Origin of the sequence: Synechococcus sp. MIT S9503 (assembly GCF_047304175.1) — a bacterium.
GTDB lineage: Bacteria > Cyanobacteriota > Cyanobacteriia > PCC-6307 > Cyanobiaceae > Synechococcus_C.
The window spans coordinates 272,581-292,084 of record NZ_CP138955.1; the positions used below are offsets into that span (position 1 = coordinate 272,581).

Annotated in this window: 22 protein-coding genes; 9 read left to right on the plus strand and 13 right to left on the minus strand. The window is 57.4% G+C overall.

The window, feature by feature from the left end:
* Positions 1-5: 5 nt before the first annotated feature.
* The 7 genes from SIB56_RS01490 to SIB56_RS01520 form a co-directional block, all read right to left on the minus strand.
* A complete protein-coding gene (locus tag SIB56_RS01490; RefSeq protein ID WP_413324852.1) occupies positions 6-668 on the minus strand; it encodes a secondary thiamine-phosphate synthase enzyme YjbQ in 663 nt (220 codons plus the stop codon).
* A 24-nt stretch (positions 669-692) separates the two neighbouring features.
* A complete protein-coding gene (locus SIB56_RS01495) occupies positions 693-1,436 on the minus strand; it encodes an MBL fold metallo-hydrolase (protein ID WP_413324853.1) in 744 nt (247 codons plus the stop codon).
* 57 nt (positions 1,437-1,493) lie between these two features.
* Positions 1,494-2,366 (minus strand): EamA family transporter, encoded by an 873-nt coding sequence (locus SIB56_RS01500; protein ID WP_413324854.1) that lies wholly within the window; start codon positions 2,364-2,366, stop codon positions 1,494-1,496.
* Positions 2,367-3,524, minus strand: coding sequence for a chloride channel protein (locus SIB56_RS01505; protein WP_413324855.1), 1,158 nt, complete (start codon positions 3,522-3,524; stop codon positions 2,367-2,369).
* A 41-nt stretch (positions 3,525-3,565) separates the two neighbouring features.
* A complete protein-coding gene (locus SIB56_RS01510) occupies positions 3,566-3,817 on the minus strand; it encodes a 2Fe-2S iron-sulfur cluster-binding protein (protein ID WP_413324856.1) in 252 nt (83 codons plus the stop codon).
* A complete protein-coding gene (locus SIB56_RS01515; protein ID WP_413327013.1) occupies positions 3,814-5,313 on the minus strand; it encodes a cobyric acid synthase in 1,500 nt (499 codons plus the stop codon). Before SIB56_RS01515 ends, SIB56_RS01510 begins: the two co-directional genes overlap by 4 nt.
* Before the next feature lie 68 nt (positions 5,314-5,381).
* Positions 5,382-5,762 carry an Npun_F0494 family protein gene (locus tag SIB56_RS01520; RefSeq protein WP_413324857.1) on the minus strand — a complete coding sequence of 127 codons (381 nt, stop codon included), beginning with the start codon at positions 5,760-5,762 and terminating at the stop codon, positions 5,382-5,384.
* Between the two features lie 55 nt (positions 5,763-5,817).
* On the opposite strand from SIB56_RS01520, the gene SIB56_RS01525 reads away from it, so the two are divergent.
* Entirely contained in the window at positions 5,818-6,387 is a 570-nt protein-coding gene (locus SIB56_RS01525; protein WP_413327015.1) for a Maf family protein, read from the plus strand.
* Positions 6,388-6,789: 402 nt separating this feature from the next.
* On the opposite strand, the gene SIB56_RS01530 is transcribed toward SIB56_RS01525, so the two are convergent.
* Positions 6,790-9,261, minus strand: a complete 2,472-nt coding sequence (locus SIB56_RS01530; RefSeq protein WP_413324858.1) for a S8 family peptidase — start codon at positions 9,259-9,261, stop codon at positions 6,790-6,792.
* Between the two features lie 507 nt (positions 9,262-9,768).
* Here SIB56_RS01530 and SIB56_RS01535 point away from each other — a divergent pair.
* Positions 9,769-10,029 carry a hypothetical protein gene (locus SIB56_RS01535; RefSeq protein WP_413324859.1) on the plus strand — a complete coding sequence of 87 codons (261 nt, stop codon included), beginning with the start codon at positions 9,769-9,771 and terminating at the stop codon, positions 10,027-10,029.
* A 94-nt stretch (positions 10,030-10,123) separates the two neighbouring features.
* Here SIB56_RS01535 and psbC read toward each other — a convergent pair whose 3' ends face one another.
* The gene (gene psbC, locus SIB56_RS01540; protein ID WP_413324861.1) at positions 10,124-11,512 is read right to left on the minus strand and encodes a photosystem II reaction center protein CP43; all 1,389 of its coding nucleotides are present in this window, start codon (positions 11,510-11,512) and stop codon (positions 10,124-10,126) included.
* Complete coding sequence (gene psbD, locus SIB56_RS01545) at positions 11,496-12,551, minus strand: photosystem II D2 protein (photosystem q(a) protein) (protein ID WP_186538906.1); 1,056 nt, start codon at positions 12,549-12,551, stop codon at positions 11,496-11,498. The genes psbC and psbD overlap by 17 nt, the downstream gene beginning before the upstream one ends.
* 221 nt (positions 12,552-12,772) lie before the next feature.
* Between psbD and SIB56_RS01550 the strand changes: the two genes are divergently transcribed.
* Positions 12,773-13,309 (plus strand): photosystem I assembly protein Ycf4, encoded by a 537-nt coding sequence (locus tag SIB56_RS01550; RefSeq protein WP_413324863.1) that lies wholly within the window; start codon positions 12,773-12,775, stop codon positions 13,307-13,309.
* Between the two features lie 8 nt (positions 13,310-13,317).
* A complete protein-coding gene (locus SIB56_RS01555; RefSeq protein ID WP_413327017.1) occupies positions 13,318-14,007 on the plus strand; it encodes a peptidylprolyl isomerase in 690 nt (229 codons plus the stop codon).
* 12 nt (positions 14,008-14,019) lie between these two features.
* Here SIB56_RS01555 and ilvN read toward each other — a convergent pair whose 3' ends face one another.
* Together ilvN and SIB56_RS01565 are read right to left on the minus strand one after the other, a co-directional pair.
* Positions 14,020-14,550: an acetolactate synthase small subunit gene (gene ilvN, locus SIB56_RS01560; protein ID WP_413324864.1), complete on the minus strand. Its 531-nt coding sequence runs from the start codon at positions 14,548-14,550 to the stop codon at positions 14,020-14,022.
* A complete protein-coding gene (locus SIB56_RS01565) occupies positions 14,547-15,527 on the minus strand; it encodes an alpha/beta fold hydrolase (protein WP_413324865.1) in 981 nt (326 codons plus the stop codon). Before SIB56_RS01565 ends, ilvN begins: the two co-directional genes overlap by 4 nt.
* Here SIB56_RS01565 and SIB56_RS01570 point away from each other — a divergent pair.
* From SIB56_RS01570 to SIB56_RS01590, 5 genes are all read left to right on the plus strand, one after another.
* Positions 15,496-16,704 (plus strand): N2,N2-dimethylguanosine tRNA methyltransferase, encoded by a 1,209-nt coding sequence (locus SIB56_RS01570; protein WP_413324866.1) that lies wholly within the window; start codon positions 15,496-15,498, stop codon positions 16,702-16,704. The genes SIB56_RS01565 and SIB56_RS01570 overlap by 32 nt on opposite strands.
* A gap of 27 nt (positions 16,705-16,731) precedes the next feature.
* Positions 16,732-16,830 (plus strand): cytochrome b6-f complex subunit PetM, encoded by a 99-nt coding sequence (gene petM, locus SIB56_RS01575; RefSeq protein WP_011933540.1) that lies wholly within the window; start codon positions 16,732-16,734, stop codon positions 16,828-16,830.
* A gap of 55 nt (positions 16,831-16,885) precedes the next feature.
* Positions 16,886-17,848, plus strand: a complete 963-nt coding sequence (locus SIB56_RS01580; protein ID WP_413324867.1) for an NAD(P)H-binding protein — start codon at positions 16,886-16,888, stop codon at positions 17,846-17,848.
* Between the two features lie 74 nt (positions 17,849-17,922).
* Complete coding sequence (locus SIB56_RS01585) at positions 17,923-18,138, plus strand: hypothetical protein (RefSeq protein ID WP_413324868.1); 216 nt, start codon at positions 17,923-17,925, stop codon at positions 18,136-18,138.
* The gene (locus SIB56_RS01590; RefSeq protein ID WP_413324870.1) at positions 18,138-18,917 is read left to right on the plus strand and encodes a methyltransferase domain-containing protein; all 780 of its coding nucleotides are present in this window, start codon (positions 18,138-18,140) and stop codon (positions 18,915-18,917) included. The genes SIB56_RS01585 and SIB56_RS01590 overlap by 1 nt, the downstream gene beginning before the upstream one ends.
* Here the strand turns inward: SIB56_RS01590 and SIB56_RS01595 are convergent.
* Positions 18,892-19,503 (minus strand): pseudouridine synthase, encoded by a 612-nt coding sequence (locus SIB56_RS01595; RefSeq protein ID WP_413327020.1) that lies wholly within the window; start codon positions 19,501-19,503, stop codon positions 18,892-18,894. The genes SIB56_RS01590 and SIB56_RS01595 overlap by 26 nt on opposite strands.
* Position 19,504: the final 1 nt, after the last annotated feature.

Genomic DNA, 19,504 nt, shown 5'->3' on the forward strand with positions numbered 1-19,504 from the left:
CGATATCACTGCGATGGATCAGAGATGTCGTGCAGGCGGTCGATCAGCAGATCCAGCTCGGTGTCCACGCCGCCATCTTGGGCCCAGGCTTCTGGGACGTGGCGGGCCTGAACCACATCATTCAGTCTGGTGCCGTTGCGACGTGCCATAAGTGCGGCAGTAGTGCTTCTGGCTGCTGCTGAGAGCTGGCTGCGCTCACTGAAGTCGTTCGCCATGTCTCCGATCAGATGACAGGCCACTCGTCTGCGGTGCGGGGACGATCGGTGCTCCCAGAGATAGACCGCCTGCCATGTGCCCAGCAACAATCGGCCGCTGTCAACACTCAGGCTCATCGTTTGTGTGGTCAGTGCCGTGCGGATGTGGGCAGGCATGTCGTCGTCACCTTCGTCGTCATGCAGGTAACGGCGACGATTGCCGTCAGGTCCGCTTGGTCCAGATCCATCCTGCGGTACCACGGCATTCATCCAGGCTGCGAGATCCTCCAGAACCCGGGGATCGGCGTTTTCATTGATCGTGAGGCTGCAACTGGTGTGCAGGCAGGTCAGATGAACCACTCCCTTGCTGAGCCCGCAGTCGTGAATGCGTTGATTCAGTTGCTCATTCAGGCGGGTGAACCCCGGGCCATGCGTGTTGATTTCCAGTTGCATCAGCAGCTGATCCATCGCCATGCCAGGGGCTCCGCTGCTGTTTCTTTAGCGCGACCCTGATGGCAATGGAATCGCTTGTCCGACCGTGGGTGTGATCAGCGTGCAGTCGTCGGGCAGATCACCGCAGTCTGTTGACGCATCAGCGGCGTTCAGCAGGCTGCTGATCATGCCGCTGAACTTCACGTCGCCGCCGGTGGTGCTGGCCAGCACGGTCTTGGGTTGGAATCTGCTGATCAGATCAGGCATCACACGCGCACCTGTGATGAACGCTCCCAGCATCGGCAAGCCAAGATCCACGACCGGTGTGATCAGGGTGTCAACGCTGCGCTGATCGATCGCAGGATCCAGAACGCCGTGTGGTTCGAGATACAGAGAACCATCGGGCCAGTCGAGCAGGTAGCCGTTTTCCACCGCCGGAACGGCTGCGCCGGCAGTGGCCCTGATCTTGAGATCGCCGACTGTGGTGGTGTCGCCGGGCTGCAAGGTGGTGACCGTTTCAAAACCCAGGCGCTCAGTAACGCGAGCCGCAGCAGCCGATCCCACCACGGGAATCTGCTTCGACAGCGCCTGAAGCGTTTCCGGATGGGCGTGATCGGGCAGCCCCTGCGTGAGCAGCAGCAGATCCAGCTGATCAGGGATTGGCATCAGGTTGGGCATTTCGCCTTTCAACAACCAGGCACCCGGTGGAAACACAAGGGAGCCGCTGAGCCAAGGGTCCAGCAGCACCCGCAGTCCAGCCATGTTCAGCAGCCAGCCATTGGCTCCGAGGTAGGTGGCTGTGTCCTTCATCCCTGGTTCCTCAGAGATTCCGAAGCTAGTCAATGTGACGGTTCCGCTGAGCACTGCTCAGCTGAGCACTGCCAGCCCGACGCCTGCCACGGCCAGTGCCGAAGCCAGGAGCACGGACGGTTTCAGATGATCCCCTTCCGCACGGGCCACCAGCAGGGCCATCACCGGTGCTGTGCTCAGAACCGTGATGCCGATGCCCAGAGGCAAGCTCTGCAACACGACCTGTTGCAGAAGGATTCCGAGAACCGTGCCCAGCAGTGTTGCAGTCAGCACCCGAGGCCAGCGCAGATGGCGTGGACGCGGTTGCGGAAACCTGGCTCCAAATCGAAGCCAGGGAAGCAGAAGCAGCAGTCCACCGAGGAGGCGGCAGGCGGCGCTCTGCAAAGGTGTGAGCTCGCTGTTGATCAGAACAGTGCGGGAGACTGCTGCTCCCGCCACTCCGCAGATCACGGCCAGAAGGGCCAGAAGCAGCCCCTGCACCTGCACCCGGCGGCTGCGGTCGAGCGTCCGGGTGGCATCAGGAGGCTGTTGCCGTGCAACCAGCACCACCGAGATGGTGACCAGCAGTGCACCGGCCCAGCCCTGCAGAGACAGCTGCTCTCCCATGACGAACCAACCACCCGTTGCGGCAGCAACCGGTGAGAGGGATTCCAGTGTCAGTGTTCTGCGAGTCCCCAGGCGTCTCAGCGCGGCCAGATAGAAGCTGTCACCCAGCGAGATTCCCAGCCCACCGCTGATCAGCAGCAACAGCAAAGCCTGCATCTGCCCGTTCCAGGGCAGTGAGACCAGCACCGGCAGCAATGCTGCGCAGGCAATCGCATTCTTCAGTCCGTTGAGCTGAATCGCCGAAAGGGAGGTGGAAAGCCCTCTCCAGAGACTGCTGGCCAGTGTCCAGGCCAGGGCCGCGATCAATCCCGCCAGGATTCCCACTCAGCTTCTCCGTTGCAGGATCAGTCCCACCAGCAGACCGATCACGAGCGCTGCGGCTCCATGGCCCTGCAGAAGCGTGAGGCCGAGGACCAGGCCAAGCAGCGGTGCATTGAGCAACACCGCAAGGCAGCCCCCCACGACTCCGGCACTCCAGCTGTCGATGGTTCCGATCCAGGGAATCCATTGATGGAAACCAAGTCCAAGCGCGCTGCAGGCCAGGATCACCGGAAAGAACTGTCCGCCTCTCCAGCCGGTCTCAAGGCAGAGCCCGACCATAAGCAGCTTCGCCAGGGCCGACAGCAACAGGATGGGCGTCTCCAGAGCCCACTCGTTCAACATCAGCGGCCTCAACTGGTTCTCCCCGGAAAAGCTGGCCAGTGGCAGTCCCCAGAGGCAGAGCCCAACCAGCAGTCCTGTGCCGATCGGGATCCACCAGAACCGTTCCAGAAGCCGCATCTGTTGGAGCCAATGTCGCCAGCGTCTGATCAGCTGTCCAGCCAACCAGCCCGCGAGCCCGGCGATCACGGCTGCAATCAAGGCACCCAGTCCCTGCGCTGGATCAGTTGGCAAGGCATAGGACACGCCATGCAGGCCTCCGCCGAGGTCACTGAGGCCGTTGAAGACCACGAACCCTGCCACCCCTCCGATGGTGCCCGGCAGCCATCGCCAGATCAGCTGCCATCGGTGGCCCGCCAGTGCCGCACCCCCCACCAGCGGTGAACGGAACAGTCCCAGAGACCCCGCGATCGCGGCAGCCACCAGGTTGCGGTCCGCTCCTCTCCAGACCGCATGACTCGCAACGGCGACCAGTCTCGTCATCAAGGCCTCAGGGCCAAGCGTGCCGCCGCCGACAAGGGCCAGCATGCCGCCGATCACCTGCCTGAGGCCGTGCTGCGTGTTCAAGCCCCCGGGTGTCCGCAGTTCAGCAAGTGTTTCCTGCAGTTCGGGCAGAGACCGGTCAGTACGTTGTCGTTGCAGCAGGCTCAGGGCCGCGCCGATCGCTCCAGAGCAGAGCAGGCACCACAGCAACGGCCGATCGCTCGGCAGTCCACGCAGGACAGATGCACTCCAGATCCATCCCTGAATCAGAAGTGTGGTGCTCACAACCAGTGCGGCGAGCGCCCCACCAGCAGCCCCTGCCACAACGGAGCGGGCCATGCCGGAGAGGAGGCTTCGCGGTTGGCTTGGCGGCGGGTTGTTCACCAGTAGGGATCGGTGGCCAGCTCCACCTTGATTGGTCCCGATGCTGACGCAGGCACGGTGCTGATGCAGGCCCTCACGGTGTTGCCGTCAACGTCGATCTCGCAGGCACCGCAACTTCCTCCCATGCAGCCGGTGGGCACATGCACCCCGGCCTGCCGAGCCGCCACAAGCCAGTCCTCACCCTTGTGGCTGACGCTGCGCCGTCCATCCGGCCAGAGGATTTCCACCCTTCTGCGGCCTGAGGTCACGTGGATGTCTGGAGCAGTGGATCCAGATTCACATGCTTTTCGAAGGCATCGGCCAAGCGGTCGAGCAGGGCATCCCTCTGGCGACTGTGGTGTGGTTGCTGTTCGCTGAGGTCTGCGAGTCCTCGTCTGCGGCGAAGCCGATTCAGCCACCGCCGGCGCCAGGGGCCGTTATCGAAGATTCCATGCAGGTAAGTGCCTGACGTGACTCCCTGATGATCATCCCGGCTCCAGACCCATCCCAGGTCTTGTTCAGAGCAGAAGGTCTGACAGGCATCGGTCGTTTCGCTGTGGCCCCGATGCAGCTCGAAGCCCTCCACCTCCAGCCGTGGTTGCTGATCCGGCCAGAGCACGAGGGCTTGCCGTTGATGCAGGGCTTTTTCTCCGCTGAACACTGTTCGGATGGGAAGCAGGCCAAGGCCCGCGATGCTGTCAGTTGACTGCCCTGGACTGCTGTCGCCCTCCAGGCCGTGTGGGTCGTGCAGTTCCTCTCCGAGCATCTGCATCCCGCCGCAGATGCCGAACAGCTCACCGCCGTTCTCGACATAACGGATCAGGTCAGCGTCAAGACCGCTGTTGCGCAGGGAGGCCAGATCCCGCAGCGTCTGTTTGCTGCCAGGGATCACCACGGCATCCGGAGATCCAAGCGGTTCGCCCGGTGCGATCCAACGAAGTTCAACCGTTGGCTCCGCTTCCAGGGGGTCGAGATCAGAGAAGTTACTCAGAGACGGCAGTTTCACCACAGCGATCTCCATCTCGGCGCCGCGCTTGCGTCCACGTCTTTCGAGCAGGTCGAGGGAGTCTTCGGGTGGGAAGAGCTCGTTCAGCCATGGCATCACTCCAAGCACGGGGATGCCTGTGTTGTTGTCGAGCCAGCTTCGACCTTCGTCAAACAGTTCTCTCCTGCCTCGGAAACGATTGATCAGCAGCCCGCGGATCAGTTGCCGTTCTTCCCGTGTCATCAACTGAAGGGTGCCGACAATCTGTGCAAAGACTCCTCCGCGTTCGATATCGGCAACGAGCAGGCAATTGGCACGCAGATATTTGGCCAAACGCAGGTTGGTGAGATCGCGTGCCTGCAGGTTCACTTCCACCGGGCTGCCAGCACCCTCAAGCACCAGCCTTCCGCCTGGATGACTGGCCTGCAGATCCTCAAGACCCCTGCGGATGGCGGCCCAGCCGGAGTCGAACCAGTCGCGGTAGTAGTGCTCTGCTCTGCAGGTTCCCGCGGAGTCCCCCATGTGAATCACCTCGCTGGTCGAATCACCCTGGGGTTTGAGCAGCACCGGGTTCATGGCATGCATCGGCTCCAGACCTGCGGCCCAGGCCTGCAATGCCTGGGAATACGCCATTTCCCCCCCATCCTGGTCAACCCAGGCGTTGTTGCTCATGTTCTGCCCCTTGAAGGGCAGCGGCGTTTCACCTCGCCGTTTCAGAACTCTGCACAGCGCTGCTGTCATCAGCGACTTCCCTGCTCCACTGCTGGTGCCAAGCACCATCAGTGGTCTTTTCCATTCAGACTCCCCCACTTCGTCGCAGCCTGATGAACTCCCTGCAGCATCGCAATTCACCAGCGAGGTCGGTGTCGTCGCAACCGGTGCAGAATTCTGCTGGCAAGGCCGGCCTTTGGAATCGTGTCCGGCCACGGTCTCAGCACGTCTCTGCCCAGTGGGGTCAGACGCACTCGCTCCGTCAGCCCCTGGCCATCAACTTCGCGTCGCAGAACCCCAAGCTGGATCAGCCAGATCAGCTGATCCTCCGTTGCCCTGGCGTTCAGTCGACCCCTGGTTTGAGAAGACCAGTCAGGCAGAGCCACCAGCTCGGCACTGCTCAGGGCTCCCTGCTCAAGGTTGCGGTAGAAGCTGCGTTGGAAAGGCAGGCAGCGCACGGCCAGCCGTGCCCTTCGCATGGCATGGCTTGTGAGTTCGCCGGGTTGCTGAAGAATCACGCGAAACGTTCTGTCAGTGCCATTCTCGTTCGCAGCAACTCCGATGGAGACTCCAATGCTGCTGTTGGCTTCCGCGTCTCCTGCAAGACGTCGCCTGCTGCAACAGGCAGCCATTCCCCATCGCGTTCAGGTGAGTGGAGTCGATGAAGATGCCATCAGGCATTCCGACCCCCTTGAGCTGGTCAGGCGCCTGGCGCAGGCCAAGGCGAAAGCTGTGTTCGAGCAGCTCGACGATGATGAGACCAGCTCGGTTCTTGGCTGCGATTCGTTGTTTGTCTTCGCTGGAGAGGTGTTCGGAAAGCCAGCTGATCCTGCTCAGGCCGTGGATCGCTGGCGGCGCATGCGTGGACTCTGGGGTGAATTGCACACCGGCCACTGTCTCCTGCCCGTCAATGGGATGGCTCCTCAGCAGCTGCGGATTGCTTGCGTGACGACGCGCGTGTTGTTTGCCGATGTCAGTGATCAGGAGATCGAAGCGTATGTTTCCAGTGGCGAACCACTTCGCTGTGCAGGAGGCTTTGCTCTGGAGGGTTTTGGAGGTTCTTTTGTAGAGCGTTTAGATGGCTGCTATTCAAATGTGATTGGTCTCAGTTTGCCGCTTCTCCGACGTTGGTTAGCGCTCTGATCGTCAGTGGTCATTGTTCTCTTGCCGTAGCTAATTCGAAGTCGCATCTTCTATTTTGAACTCTTTGCCCATTTGCTGTGCCGCTCACAATTACAGTTATTGTGAGCGGCAATTGCAACTTCTGCGCTGGATTTCTAACCTTGCAAAAATCCTTCATCTCACACCAGTCGAGGCATCGATTGATTTCAACGTCGAGGATGTGGATTTCTTCTCAGATGAATTGAGGTGCGCTGAATCCTAATCGTCCACCCTGCTTTATCTGGAGAAAAGGACTGTGCACCCAATGGCTATTTCTGTTGATGTGGATTGGGAGAAAATGGGCTAAGTCTTATCAATACCCAAAAAAGCCCTGGACACATGCCCAGGGCGATGAAAATAGATGCGATTAGAAAGTGTTGTGAATCAAGCTAGAAAATCTGTATTGCTATAGAAACTGGCTAATTCATGATCGACCGAGAGTGCATGAGAGCGACGAACTGCAGATTCAGCATTGATTGTGCCTGCACCGTATGTGCTGTCACTCCCAGGGACGCCTAGATCCATCGCACTCGTCATGATGATGTCTTTAATCTCTACACCTGTAAGAGCTAAATTCTCACTCCAGACCAATGCAGCTGCACCAGCAAGATTAGGGCTTGCACAAGAGGTACCGCTAAAATTACCTACTGATCCATTAGCATCAATAGATAGACTATCTGTGGGAGCAACCATCGTCAATCCGTCGCCAGCGTTTGAGTAATCAGCAAGTTCAATTCCTGTCACATTGGTAAGTGAACCACCAGTAATGGCATCGATTTCTTCTGTGCCTGTGAACTCCAGAGCACCAACGATGGCAATATTATCTAATTCAGTTGTTTCGTCTGGAATCAAATCATCTGGTTGTTGCCCAGCAGCCCAAACTGTGTTTTTGTTCCAATCATTACCGGCGGCAATAGAGAAGAAGGCATATTCTTGTGTTTCTTCCAAGGAGGTTTTCATTGCCTCTGCGCTTGGCCAATTCGCACTAGCATCAGTGAGCCATGCTGCGTTTTGAAAGACCAGACGCTCATCACAATTGCGTTGATCTTTGGCATCTTCAATGGATTCATAAAAAGTATCGCTCCCAACGTTATAGGCAACCAGTTGGCTTCCGGGAGCAATGCCTGCCAGGTTTTCACCGTCATGCTTAGCAGCCATCACACTCATCGCTCGATGACCATGAGAGTCGTTTGATTTTGCACTTTGATTTTGCACATGGCTAATTTCATCATGAGCATCAGTGACACTTCCTGCTACGTCGTTGAGACCAGTATCTAGAGAAACAAGCTTGACCTTGTCGGAACCTTTGTTGAAACGCCATGCCCCTGCAGCATCCATAGCATTGAGATTCCATTGTCCTTTTGTACTGTCGCTCATTGCCTCTCTAATGCGGTAGCTATTGTCTTCGGTGGTAATCCTTTCAATGCCTTGTAGATAAATCTCATCTCCGTTTTTGAGACTTAAGATATCGAAAGCTGTGCCTTGATAAATGGCTTGTTTGCCGATCGTCGTGTAATCAGTCATGCCGCTGAAGGTTTCGCCATTGAAGCTCTTAATGTCTGCACTATCAATACCATTGAGTATGAGTTCGTCAGTTCCACCACGACCCTTGTAAATTATGCCTGAATCATATTCAGAGCCTACCCACTCCAATACATTCATATCATAATAATTGAAAGTATTGGCTTCAATATCGCCATCAAATGTATTCAATTCAAGAGCGTCAATCATTGCTAGTGTTTCATCAAAGTCTTCTATGTTTTTGCTAAAGCCACCGTATACAGCATCAATATTCACATTGAAGTTCCACTTACTGCGTCTATCGAAGAGGCTTTCCGCAGCATCAATCTTGCCGTTGAGATCGACAAGGAACCGATCTTCTGAGAGGTCTAACGTATATGATCCAAGATCAATACTTTCTCCTGTCGTGATGTGGGTTGCATTGACTTGAGCTTCAACATTGCCAATCTTAATACTTGCAAGCGGGCCCCAAGAGAAGCCAAAGACATCCGAAAATTCCAGTCTGTTTTCATTTAAGAAGTCGCCATTATAATCGATTCTGATAGCACCATCTTCAAACACTTCTTTTTTCGTGCCGTCATGTGATGCATCGTAAATCCGGGTATAACCATAGTCAAACAGGCGTCCTCTTCCAAAGCCTGATGGTTTCATGCTTAGTCTGACATCATATTCTCGTGGGATATGTCTAAATGATTGTCGATTAATCCCTTCGCTGAATGGGCTCCTTGAACCACCTTCTTCACCAGCTTCCTGTTCACCATTTGTGCGATCTTGCGGAATCTCGTTTTGATCTTTTCTTGTTGTCAGTTTTAAATTTTTGAAGGAATATCTATCGAACTTTCGCTCAAACTGGCTTTGATTATTAAAGTATTCGGGTAATTCAATGGGATTATTTTGACTTTCCCTGGAATAAAAATCTTGCTGATTGAATGATCGGAATGGTTCGCTTGGTTGCGGGCTGAATGTATTTTGTTGTCGCTGATTGCCTGTAATTGGATCTTCTGGTTTTGTGGAATATTCAAAATTGAATCGTCCTTCCCTCTCAAAAGATGGTTTATTGTAGTCAGTAAAATCTTGGATTGTTTTCTTTGCATGTAATGTATCCTTGGCTTCGAGCTCAAAGGGCTGCTTTTGTTCAGTGATCTCGTCATTGCTGGAGTAATGGCGGATTGAATGCCCTGCTTCTAGGTGGTTGTTTTGATCTTTCGTTAATTGTGCCAAATTGAGATTTTCAGCGATGAAGTCTCTGCGCTTTGGTTGCTTGTTGTTTGATCGTAAGCTGCTTAAGAGTCGTTTCATGGTTGGAGAAAAGGTAATACCTTTTGAAGGACTCAATCAATCTCGATCAATGCAATGGCTCTTGATGTGATCTAGAGCCTTATGCTCCTTGAGCTTGCTCACATTCAATTGTGATTCGGCTCACGCTTTTGTTTTTATCTATCGCTTGATCAGCAGATATGTTGTTAATGCCTCTTCTTCTAGATTGTTCTCGGTGCTAATACTGTTGGCATCCCTCTTCCTCCTCTGTTTTTTGTCTCTCTGCTTGTTTGGTTGATAGTTTGTATTGTGTTGTCAACTCTTTTCGTTGGGTTGCTGTTGTTGCATTCAATATTGATATTCTTCGCTTGATTGGCATTTGCCCTGGTGAATCGGTTTTTCTCTTGTGCATCGCAGTAGTTGCTTGGTAGGGCGCTGGATGATTGTTGCTCCCATGTGGTCAGGCTCAGCCTGCCGCTGTTGCGGCGTCGGTTACCTCAGGTTTGATACATGGCAAGGCAGAGGCTTGCCATTTTTCGCTGGCCGTAGCTAAAGCGAAATCAGGCCCTCTTCACACATCTGGCCATGCTCCGTTGTCTTCTGCCTGGAATCGGCACCGCTCTTTGTTCAGCAACATTCGCTCTTGGCGCATCGGCCATGGAGCCTTTGACGGTGAGTGCCACCGATCAACAAAAGGCTTCCCTGAGCCTCCATGCTGAGCAGGCTTATTTCACTGAATCAACGGGTTCCTGGAATCGCTCGGTCCAGGGCGTTCAGCTTCCCGCAGCCGGTCAGGAGCGTCATGAACCTCCCAAGGGCCACACTCTGCTCGATATGAACTTCTGATCGCTTCCCGTTGATTGCAGTAAAAAAGCCCCACGTTGCCGTGGGGCTGAATGACGATCGTTGAATGTGATCTCGAGGGGTCTGGTCGTGAAGATCAGTCGAGGTCGGGCATAGCCAGTGAAGGCTCTGCCGAACGGTCGATACCCTTTTCGAAACCGGCAGCTGCAGCTCGGGCGCGGCCGGCATGCCAGAGGTGACCCACCAGGAAGAAGAAGGCGAGCACAAACTGTGTCGCAGACAACCACTGGCGGATGTTGACGAAGTTCACTGAGTTGGGTTCAGTGATGATGCCACCAACGGAATTCAGCGATGCGTTGGGGGCGTGAGTCATGTACTCAGCAGCACGACGAACCTGCCAGGGCTGGATGTCATTCTGTAGTTTGTCAAGACTCAAACCATTGGGACCACGCAGAGGCTCAAGCCAGGGGCCGCGGAAATCCCAGAAACGCATCGTTTCACCACCGAAGATGATTTCACCAGTAGGTGAACGCATCAGGTACTTACCAAGACCGGTGGGGCCCATGGCCGAACCGATGTTGGCACCGAGACGCTGGTCTCTCACCAGGAAGGTGAAGCTCTGTGCCTGGGAGGATTCGGCGTTGGTGGGGCCGTAGAACTCCGAGGGATAGGCGGTGTTGTTGAACCAGATGTAGGCCGAGGCAATGAAGCTCATGAAGCTCAACGCACCGAGGCTGTAGCTCAGGTAAGCCTCGCCATTCCAGATGAAGGCGCGACGCACCCAGCCGAATGGCTTGGTGGTGACATGCCAGATACCTCCGGAAATACAAATCAGGCCAAGCCAGATGTGGCCACCAATGATGTCCTCCATGGAGTTCACACCGATGATCCAGCCCTCGCCACCGAAGGGGGCGCGGAACAGATAACCGAAGATCACTCCGGGATCGAGGGTCGGGTTGGTGATCAGGCGAACGTCGCCACCACCTGGTGCCCAAGTGTCGTAAACACCACCGAAGAACATGGCCTTGAAGACCAGGAGCAGGCAGCCAACACCAAGAAGAATCAGGTGATAGCCAATGATGTTGGTCATCTGATTCTTGTCGCGCCAGTCCTGGGAGAAGAACGTGGAATAGTTCTCCAGGATTTCAGGGCCGCGAAGGGCGTGGTACAGACCGCCGAGACCGAGCACGGCGGAACTGATCAGGTGCAGAACACCAACCACAAAGAAGGGATAGAGATCGGTGACTTCGCCACCGGGACCCACGCCATAGCCAAGTGTGGCCACGTGGGGGAACAGGATGAGCCCCTGCTCATACATGGGTTTATCGAAGGTGAAGTGACTCACCTCGAACAACATCATGGCTCCGGCCCAGAAGACCATCAGACCGGCGTGGGCCACGTGGGCACCAAGCAGACGGCCTGAAAGGTTGATCAGACGGGCATTGCCAGCCCACCAGGCATAGCCGGTGGAGTCGAGGTCTTTACCGCCAGTGGCGATAAGACCGGAATTAAAGGGCGTTTCCACGGGGCAGAACCTCTTCAGGGAAGACGAAGTTTTCGTGCGGCTGGTCAGCCGGTGCCATCCAGGCACGCAGACCTTCATTCAGAAGGATGTTCTTGGTGTAGAAGGTCTCGAATTCGGGATCTTCTGCAGCACGGATCTCCTGTGACACGAAGTCATAGGCGCGCAGGTTGAGAGCCAGTCCGATGATGCCGATGGAGCTGGTCCACAGACCCATCACAGGCACGAACAGCATGAAGAAATGCAGCCAGCGCTTGTTGGAGAAGGCGATACCGAAGATCTGACTCCAGAAGCGGTTGGCGGTGACCATGGAATAGGTCTCTTCTTCCTGAGTGGGCTCGAACGCCTTGAAGGTGTTGGCCTGCTCACCATCCTCAAACAAGGTGTTTTCCACCGTTGCACCGTGAATGGCGCAAAGCAGTGCACCGCCAAGAATGCCGGCGACGCCCATCATGTGGAAGGGATTCAGGGTCCAGTTGTGGAAGCCCTGCAGGAAGAGGAGGAATCGGAAAATCGCTGCCACACCGAAGGAGGGAGCGAAGAACCAGCTGCTCTGGCCGAGGGGGTACATCAGGAAGACGCTGACGAACACCGCGATCGGGCCGGAGAAGGCGATGGCGTTGTAAGGACGGATGCCGACCAGACGGGCAATCTCGAACTGACGCAGCATGAAGCCGATCAGTGAGAAGGCACCGTGCAGGGCAACGAAGGCCCAGAGGCCGCCGAGCTGACACCAGCGAACGAAGTCACCCTGGGCTTCAGGGCCCCAGAGCAGCAGAAGGCTGTGACCCATCGCATCAGCGGGGGTGGACACAGCAGCAGTCAGGAAGTTGCAACCTTCCAGGTACGAAGAGGCAATGCCGTGGGTGTACCAGGAGGTGACAAAGGTGGTGCCTGTAAGCCAGCCACCGATGGCCAGATAGGCCGTTGGGAAGAGAAGAATGCCGGACCAGCCGACAAAAACGAAGCGGTCGCGCTTGAGCCAGTCATCGAGGACGTCAAACCATCCCCGCTGTGGCGCGCGTCCTACAGCGATCGTCATGAGAGTGAACGGGTGCGGTTAGCCGCAGGCTGTGGGATACCCCGCGACCTTAACAATTTCAGCGGAGGTTGCGGGGGTGAATCCGCACACCTGAAATCCCTTGTATCGGAACATTTCTTCGGGGTTTCTTCCGCTTCTCTTGCCGGCTTTGTGGCAGTGCTGCCTAGCCACGCCGGCTGTGCCGCTCCAGCGGTCACAATGGGCGCTGCTTCCGGGCTGTGATGGCCGCTGATCTGCTTGAACAACCTGTCGTCGGTTCCCGGCGGCTGTCCAATGTCCTGGTTGCCGGCATGGTCACCATCGGCGGTGTGGGTTTTCTGTTCGCTTCGCTCTCCAGTTATCTGGGCCGTGATCTGCTGCCCCTCGGGCACCCCGCCGGACTTGTCTTCATTCCACAGGGGCTGGTGATGGGCCTCTACAGCATCGCCGCCGCGTTGCTGGCCACCTATCTCTGGACCGTGATTGCCATTGATGTCGGTGCTGGGATGAATCGTTTCGATAAATCCGCCGGGGTGGTCACAATTTCACGCCGCGGTTTCCGCAAACCGATCAGTGTTGAGATCCCGATCAAAGACATCAAGGCTGTGAAGGTTGAGGTGCGCGATGGATTCAACACCCGTCGCCGGGTGTCTCTTCGTGTTCAGGGGAGGCGTGACATGCCGCTGACCAGGGTGGGTGAGCCTCTCCCTCTTGCTCAGCTGGAGCAGGACGGAGCAGAGCTTGCTCGTTTTCTCAATGTGAACCTCGAGGGACTCTGAACATGTCAATGATCCGCCGATCGCTCAGGACAGTCCTGGCTCTCGCCCTGTGTCTGCCTTTGCTTGTGAGCTGTGCTTCCAGCACCACCGCTTCCGTGCCGGTGGGTTGCGAGCAGGCCGGCAGCCCCTGTCTTCAGGGAAAGGCCACCGTTGAGCTCACAACCAGCAAGGGTTCGATCACTCTGGAACTCGATGGTGATGCCGCTCCCGTCACCGCAGGCAATTTTCTCGATCTGGTCAAGAGAGGCACCTACAACGGCACTGTTTTTCACCGCGTGGTGCGAGACCCGGTTCCGTTTGTGGTTCAAGGAGGAGATCCCGCCTCCAGCGATCCCGCCACTCCGAAGTCGCAGTACGGAACAGGCAGCTTCGTTGATCCTTCCACCGGCCAGGCTCGTTTTGTTCCTCTCGAGCTGGCATTCAAGGGTGAGGATCAGCCTCGGTACGGTCGTGTGGTCAGCAATCCCACAGAGCTGCTGCAGTTGAAGCTGAGTCACGAGCGCGGTGCCCTTGCAATGGCACGTTCTCAAGCTCCTGATTCGGCAAGCGCCCAGTTCTACATCGCTCTGAAACCCCTGCCAGAACTGGATGGTCGCTATGCCGTCTTCGGCAAGGTCCTGGAGGGCCTTGATGTGGTGGATGCCATCCGTCAGGACGACACCATCAAGACAGCCAAGGTGCTGACGCCGGGGCTCTGAGGATCGAAATGATCAGGCGGGCACCCGCCCGCCGCTGCTCGATGCCTTGAGCATCTCAGTGTTCACTCCGGAGGCTCGTTGCAGAGCGACCTTTCCTGTGCGGGCGATCTCCTCGATGCCGTAAGGGGCCATCAGGCGTTCGAGAGCAACAAGTTTTCCGGGATCGCCCACCACCTCAAGTGTCAGGGCGTCGTCAGCCACATCCACCACCTTGGCTCTGAACACCTGAACCAGCTCGAGGATCGCGCTGCGCTGAGACGCCGGAGCCGAGACCTTCATCAGCATCAGTTCCCGTTCAACGGCAGGACGCTGGGAGAGGTCGAGCACCTGCAGCACATTGACAAGCTTGTCGAGCTGTTTGGTCATCTGCTGAAGGGTGTTCTCATCACCCTCAACGACCATGGTCAGTCGGGAACGACCAGCAGCCTCAGCGGGTCCAACAGCCAGGCTGTCGATGTTGAAGCCGCGGCGAGCGAACAGGCCGGCAATACGGCTGAGGGCGCCGGATTCGTCCTCCACCAGAACCGACAGTGTGTGCTTCATGCCTGGTGTCCGATCCCTGGTGCGCTTGCGCCTCCCAAATTACGGTCCAGCCAGTGCAGCAGCTCACGATGAAAGAGCTCGGGCGTTTCGTCGTGCGGGCAATGTCCGACGTTGTCGATCACCTGTAAATCAACCCATGGGTGCTGGTGTCGGACGGATTCGCCGATCATCAGAGGAACGAAACGGTCCTGGCGTCCCCAGATCAGAAGCAGTGGGGGCCGATTGTTCATGTTCTGCAGGCGCTGAAGCAGGAACGGTGCGGTGGCGCTCCTTGGGCGCAGAGCCATGCCCGCGCTCATGGCCCGCAGGCTTCGCGGAGCGGTGCTTCGCAGTGCGGGTTCGGCAATCAGTTTCTGCAGTTCAAGGTCGGATTGGATTGATCGCTGATAAGCCCCCTGCAGCCCTGCTTGCAGCAGTCGTGTTCGAACGATCAGCGGCACGATCAGTTCCAGAGGCAGCAGACGGCAGATCAAAGTCACGGCGATCCTTTTCAGTCGGATCAGCCAGGTGGGCTGTCGTTGCGGCAGAGGGGTCAGCAGGGTGGGGTCAGGCAAAGGTGCTGCGACAGCCGCTCTCACCAGCTCGGGTCTCAGTGCGGCAGTTGTCACGGCGGTCAGCCCGCCCAGTGAATTGCCCACGATCACAGCAGGCCGTTGCACGATTTCTTCAAGAAACGCAGCCAGCTGCTCTGCCCAGAGTCGGTTGTCGAGAGAGAAACGTCGACTCAGGCCAGGCTGCCCTGAGCGACCAAAGCCGATCAGGTCGAGGCTGAACACCTGGAAGCCTGCTTTCACCAGTGCTCCGGCGTTGTGGCGCCAGTGGCTGCTGCTGGCGCCGAATCCGTGGATCAACACGATGGCTGGATCGTTGGCTGCACCCAGAACACGCCAGTGGCAGCTGAGATTCATCCAGTGCCATTCGCTCGCTTTTCCCCAGTCGGCACCGGTGGAGGCAGGCTGGGGATCGGTTGCGGGCACGCACCTGGAAACACCGGATCCTCACTATCGCGAAGGAGCTGTCCGCCTGCAGACGGGACCAGGGTTCTTTCGGCAGGATTCCCGACCATCAAGGGATCTTTCGGTGCTGCTGGCGGCCCGACAGGCGTCCCAGACACAACGGCCGTTGCGCTGGCTTGACCTGATGGCGGGCTGCGGTATTCGTGGTCTCCGCTGGGGATTGGAGGCTCTGCCTGGGGCAAGCCCAGATCTGGAGCTGTGGTCCAACGATGCCGACTCAGACCGCAGTGCCCTGCTGAAGTTGAACCTGCAGCCTCTTCATCAGGTGTCCGGACTGTCTTTGAAGTTCAGTTGTCGGCCCGCCGAGCATCTGCTGCGACAGGCCTATCTCGATCAGACCTTGTTTGATCTGATCGATCTCGATGCCTTCGGCTGTCCGAATCATCTTCTGCAGTCGGCTCTCGCGGTGCTGCGTTTTGACGGTCTGCTGGTGCTCGCAAGCACGGATGGCCGTTCTCCGACAGGCCATGATCGACTCGCTGCGATGCGTCATTTCGCGGCGGCAGCACGTGCGCATCCAGCCAGCTGGGAGATTGCTCTGCGCCTGCAGCTCGCAGTACTGGCGCGGGAAGCCTGGCAACTCGGCAGAGGTCTTCAGCCCATCGCCTGTTTCAGCGACGGACGCACCTTCCGGCTGGCGGTGTCGTTGCGGCAGCGACTCTCAAACGAGGAGGAAGATCAGCTGGGCTTGCTGGCACGCTGCGAGCGCTGCGGTGATCAGACGGTGCAACCCCTTCTCAAACTCTCCGGCTGGAGGACCTGCCTCTGCGCGGACGGACAGGGGAGATGGGCGGTGACGGGACCGCTCTGGATCGGACCTCTGCAGGATCCTGAAGTGCTGGGTCAATTGCTCACAATTGCCGCGTCTCAACCCGTGAGTCTCTCCTCTGCAGGCTGCCGTCTGCTTCAGCGCCTGCAGGGAGACCGAGGATTGCCGGTCTGCTGCTGGTCCACCGCTGAGCTAGCAAGTCGCCTAAGACTTGTCGGCCCTCCTGCGGTGGAGGCGCTGGTTCAGTCGCTCGTGAATGCCGGTCACCTTGCCTGCCCCAGCGCAGTGATGAATGGCCAGTTGCGTAGCGATGCTCCGATGGCGGAGTTATTACAACAATGCTTGGACCTCGTGGTTGGAGATCCTTAAATAGGCACTAACTGAGATCCATGTTCGATGGCTTCGGAGATTTTCGGAATTGCAGCTGTGTTCTGGGTGCTGATTCCAGTGGGTCTGGCTGGTGGAGCTCTCCTGCTGAAGCTTCAGAAAGACTGATGTCCCCAATGAGAGTGGGCGCCAACTAAGCTCCTCGCTGGACTTTGAAAGCCCCATGCAGGTTCTGGTGGTCGGTGGAACAGGAACCCTGGGCAGGCAAATTGCCCGCAGGGCTCTTGATCAAGGCCATGAGGTGCGCTGCATGGTGCGGACCCCGAGAAATGCTCCTTTCCTGACTGAGTGGGGTTGTGAGCTCACCAGGGGTGATCTGCTCAAGCCCGCCAGCCTGGATTACGCCCTCGAAGGGGTTGATGCGGTGATCGATGCGGCCACCAGCCGTCCCGAAGATCCACGCAGTGTTTATCAGACGGATTGGGACGGAAAGCTCAACCTGCTGAGAGCCTGCGAGCGTGCTGAAGTCAAGCGTTTCGTGTTCCTTTCGCTTCTCGATGCCGAACAGCATCGGGAGGTGCCGTTGATGGACATCAAATACTGCACTGAAAAACTTCTGAAGCAATCGGAGTTTGACTACACCATCCTTCAGGGTGCTGCGTTCATGCAGGGGGTGATCAGTCAGTTCGCCATTCCTGTTCTGGAGAGCCAGACCGTCTGGGTCAACGGAAGTCCCACCTCGATTGCTTACATGAACACCCAGGACATCGCGCGTTTCGCCGTGGCGGCGCTCGATCATCCGGAAACTGTGCGTAAGTCATTCCCTGTCGTCGGCCCCAAGGCCTGGAACAGCGGAGAAGTGGTTCAGCTCTGCGAGCGGGTCGCTGAAAAGTCCGCGAGGGTGTTCCGCGTTCCCTCGGCGATCATGCGTTTCACCGAAGGATTGTGTTCTTTCTTTGAGCCTGCAGTCAACGTGGCTGAGCGTCTGGCCTTCGCGGAAGTCGTCGGCAGCGGCGGTTCGATGGATGCGCCGATGGAAGAGAGCTACAAGAGCTTTGGTATCGATCCCGGCGAGATCACTCATCTCGAGGATTACATCCAGGAGTATTACGACACGATTCTGAAGCGCCTGCGGGCGATGGAGGCTGATCTCGACAGAGAAACGAAGAAGAAGCTGCCGTTCTGAGCCGGCAAGACCATCGACAAACTAGTTGATGCGTACTAGTTTTCAATAAGATTGTTTTTTATGGGTGTTCGAAAATGTCAGTCGCTCAAGTGAAAAATCTGCAGCGACGGCTCGACAATCTCGCGCGAGAAGCTGAAGCCGAGCTCGATCGGGCCTGCGGCCACGATCTCTGGCGCAATGTGGGATTCGACGCCTTCGATGGCCTCGAGGACAGCGACCGGAGAGCCAGCGCCAATTACTACTACGGTCAGTGGTCGACTGTGCGCGAATTGCAGGAGGCCCTCGGCTGATGAGTGAAGGATGTTGTGGACCTGCCCTGGACCAGACCCAGGCTGTTGAGGATCGCTACGGCGCAGCGGCTCAGGAGCAGGAAGCCTGTCTTTGCACGCCAGTTGCATTCGATGCATCTCTGCTGAAGGTGATTCCCGAAGAGGTTGTCGAGCGTGATTACGGCTGCGGTGATCCGACCCGCTGGGTGCGTCAGGGTGACACTGTGCTGGATCTGGGCAGCGGCAGCGGCAAGAACGCCTTCATCTGTGCCCAGGTCGTAGGCGCCTCTGGAGCTGTGATCGGTGTCGATCGCAACGCCGACATGCTTGAGCTTGCGCGTGCCGCTGCGCCTGTCGTGGCTGAGCGAGTCGGTTTCAGCAATGTGCGCTTTCTTGAGGGCGCGATCGAAGCCCTGGATGCGCCCAGCGCAACAGGTGAACCGTTGATCCCATCGGCCAGTGTTGATGTGGTGCTGAGCAACTGTGTGCTCAACCTGGTCAATCCTTCAGCGCGTGCAGCCTTGCTCGCCAACATCCGCAGAGTTCTGCGCCCGTCAGGTCGTGTCGCCATCAGCGACATCGTCTGCGATCGTCCTGTCCCCATGCACCTTCAGAAGGATCCCGAGCTGTGGAGTGGCTGCATCAGCGGTGCATGGGAGGAGGATGCTTTCCTGGCAGATTTCCGAGCGCTCGGTCTTGAAGATGTGGTCTATGCCGACCGTTCCGATCAGCCCTGGCGGGTGGTTGAAGACATTGAATTCCGGGCGGTCACCCTCACCGGCGTTCTGAAGGCCGTCTGAGCAGCGCCATCAAGCGTTGATTTTCAGTCTCCACCAGCTCACGCCACTGGCCTGAAACCAGACCGTGAAGGCTGAGGGGTGGACCACCATCCATCAGATCGAGGCTGTGACGGATCAACCTCAGTGTTGGATGGCCCACAGCCGCAGTCATGCGACGGACCTGGCGGTTGCGTCCTTCACGCAGGCTGAGTTGCAGCCAAGTTGTCGGGATGCTGAGACGGGTACGGATCGGTGGATTGCGCTCAGTCAGCGTCTGCAGATGTTCTGCGGACAGAAGCTCCGCCTTTGCAGGTCGTGTGCGTCGCTTCTTGATCATCACCCCATTCCTGAGGGCATTCAGCTGCGGTCGGTCAGGGATGCCCTCAACCTGCACCCAGTAAGTGCGCCAGTGGCCGAATCGAGGGTCCGTGAGGCGCTGTTGCAGGCGACCATCGGCAGTCAGCAGCAGCAAGCCCTCGCTGTCGGCATCAAGCCGACCTGCTGCATAGACATCAGGAACGTTCACCCAGTCGGCCAGACATCCCCAGCGGCTGCCGTCTTCAGGTGTGAACTGGCTCAGAACCCCGTAGGGCTTGTGAAGCAAGATT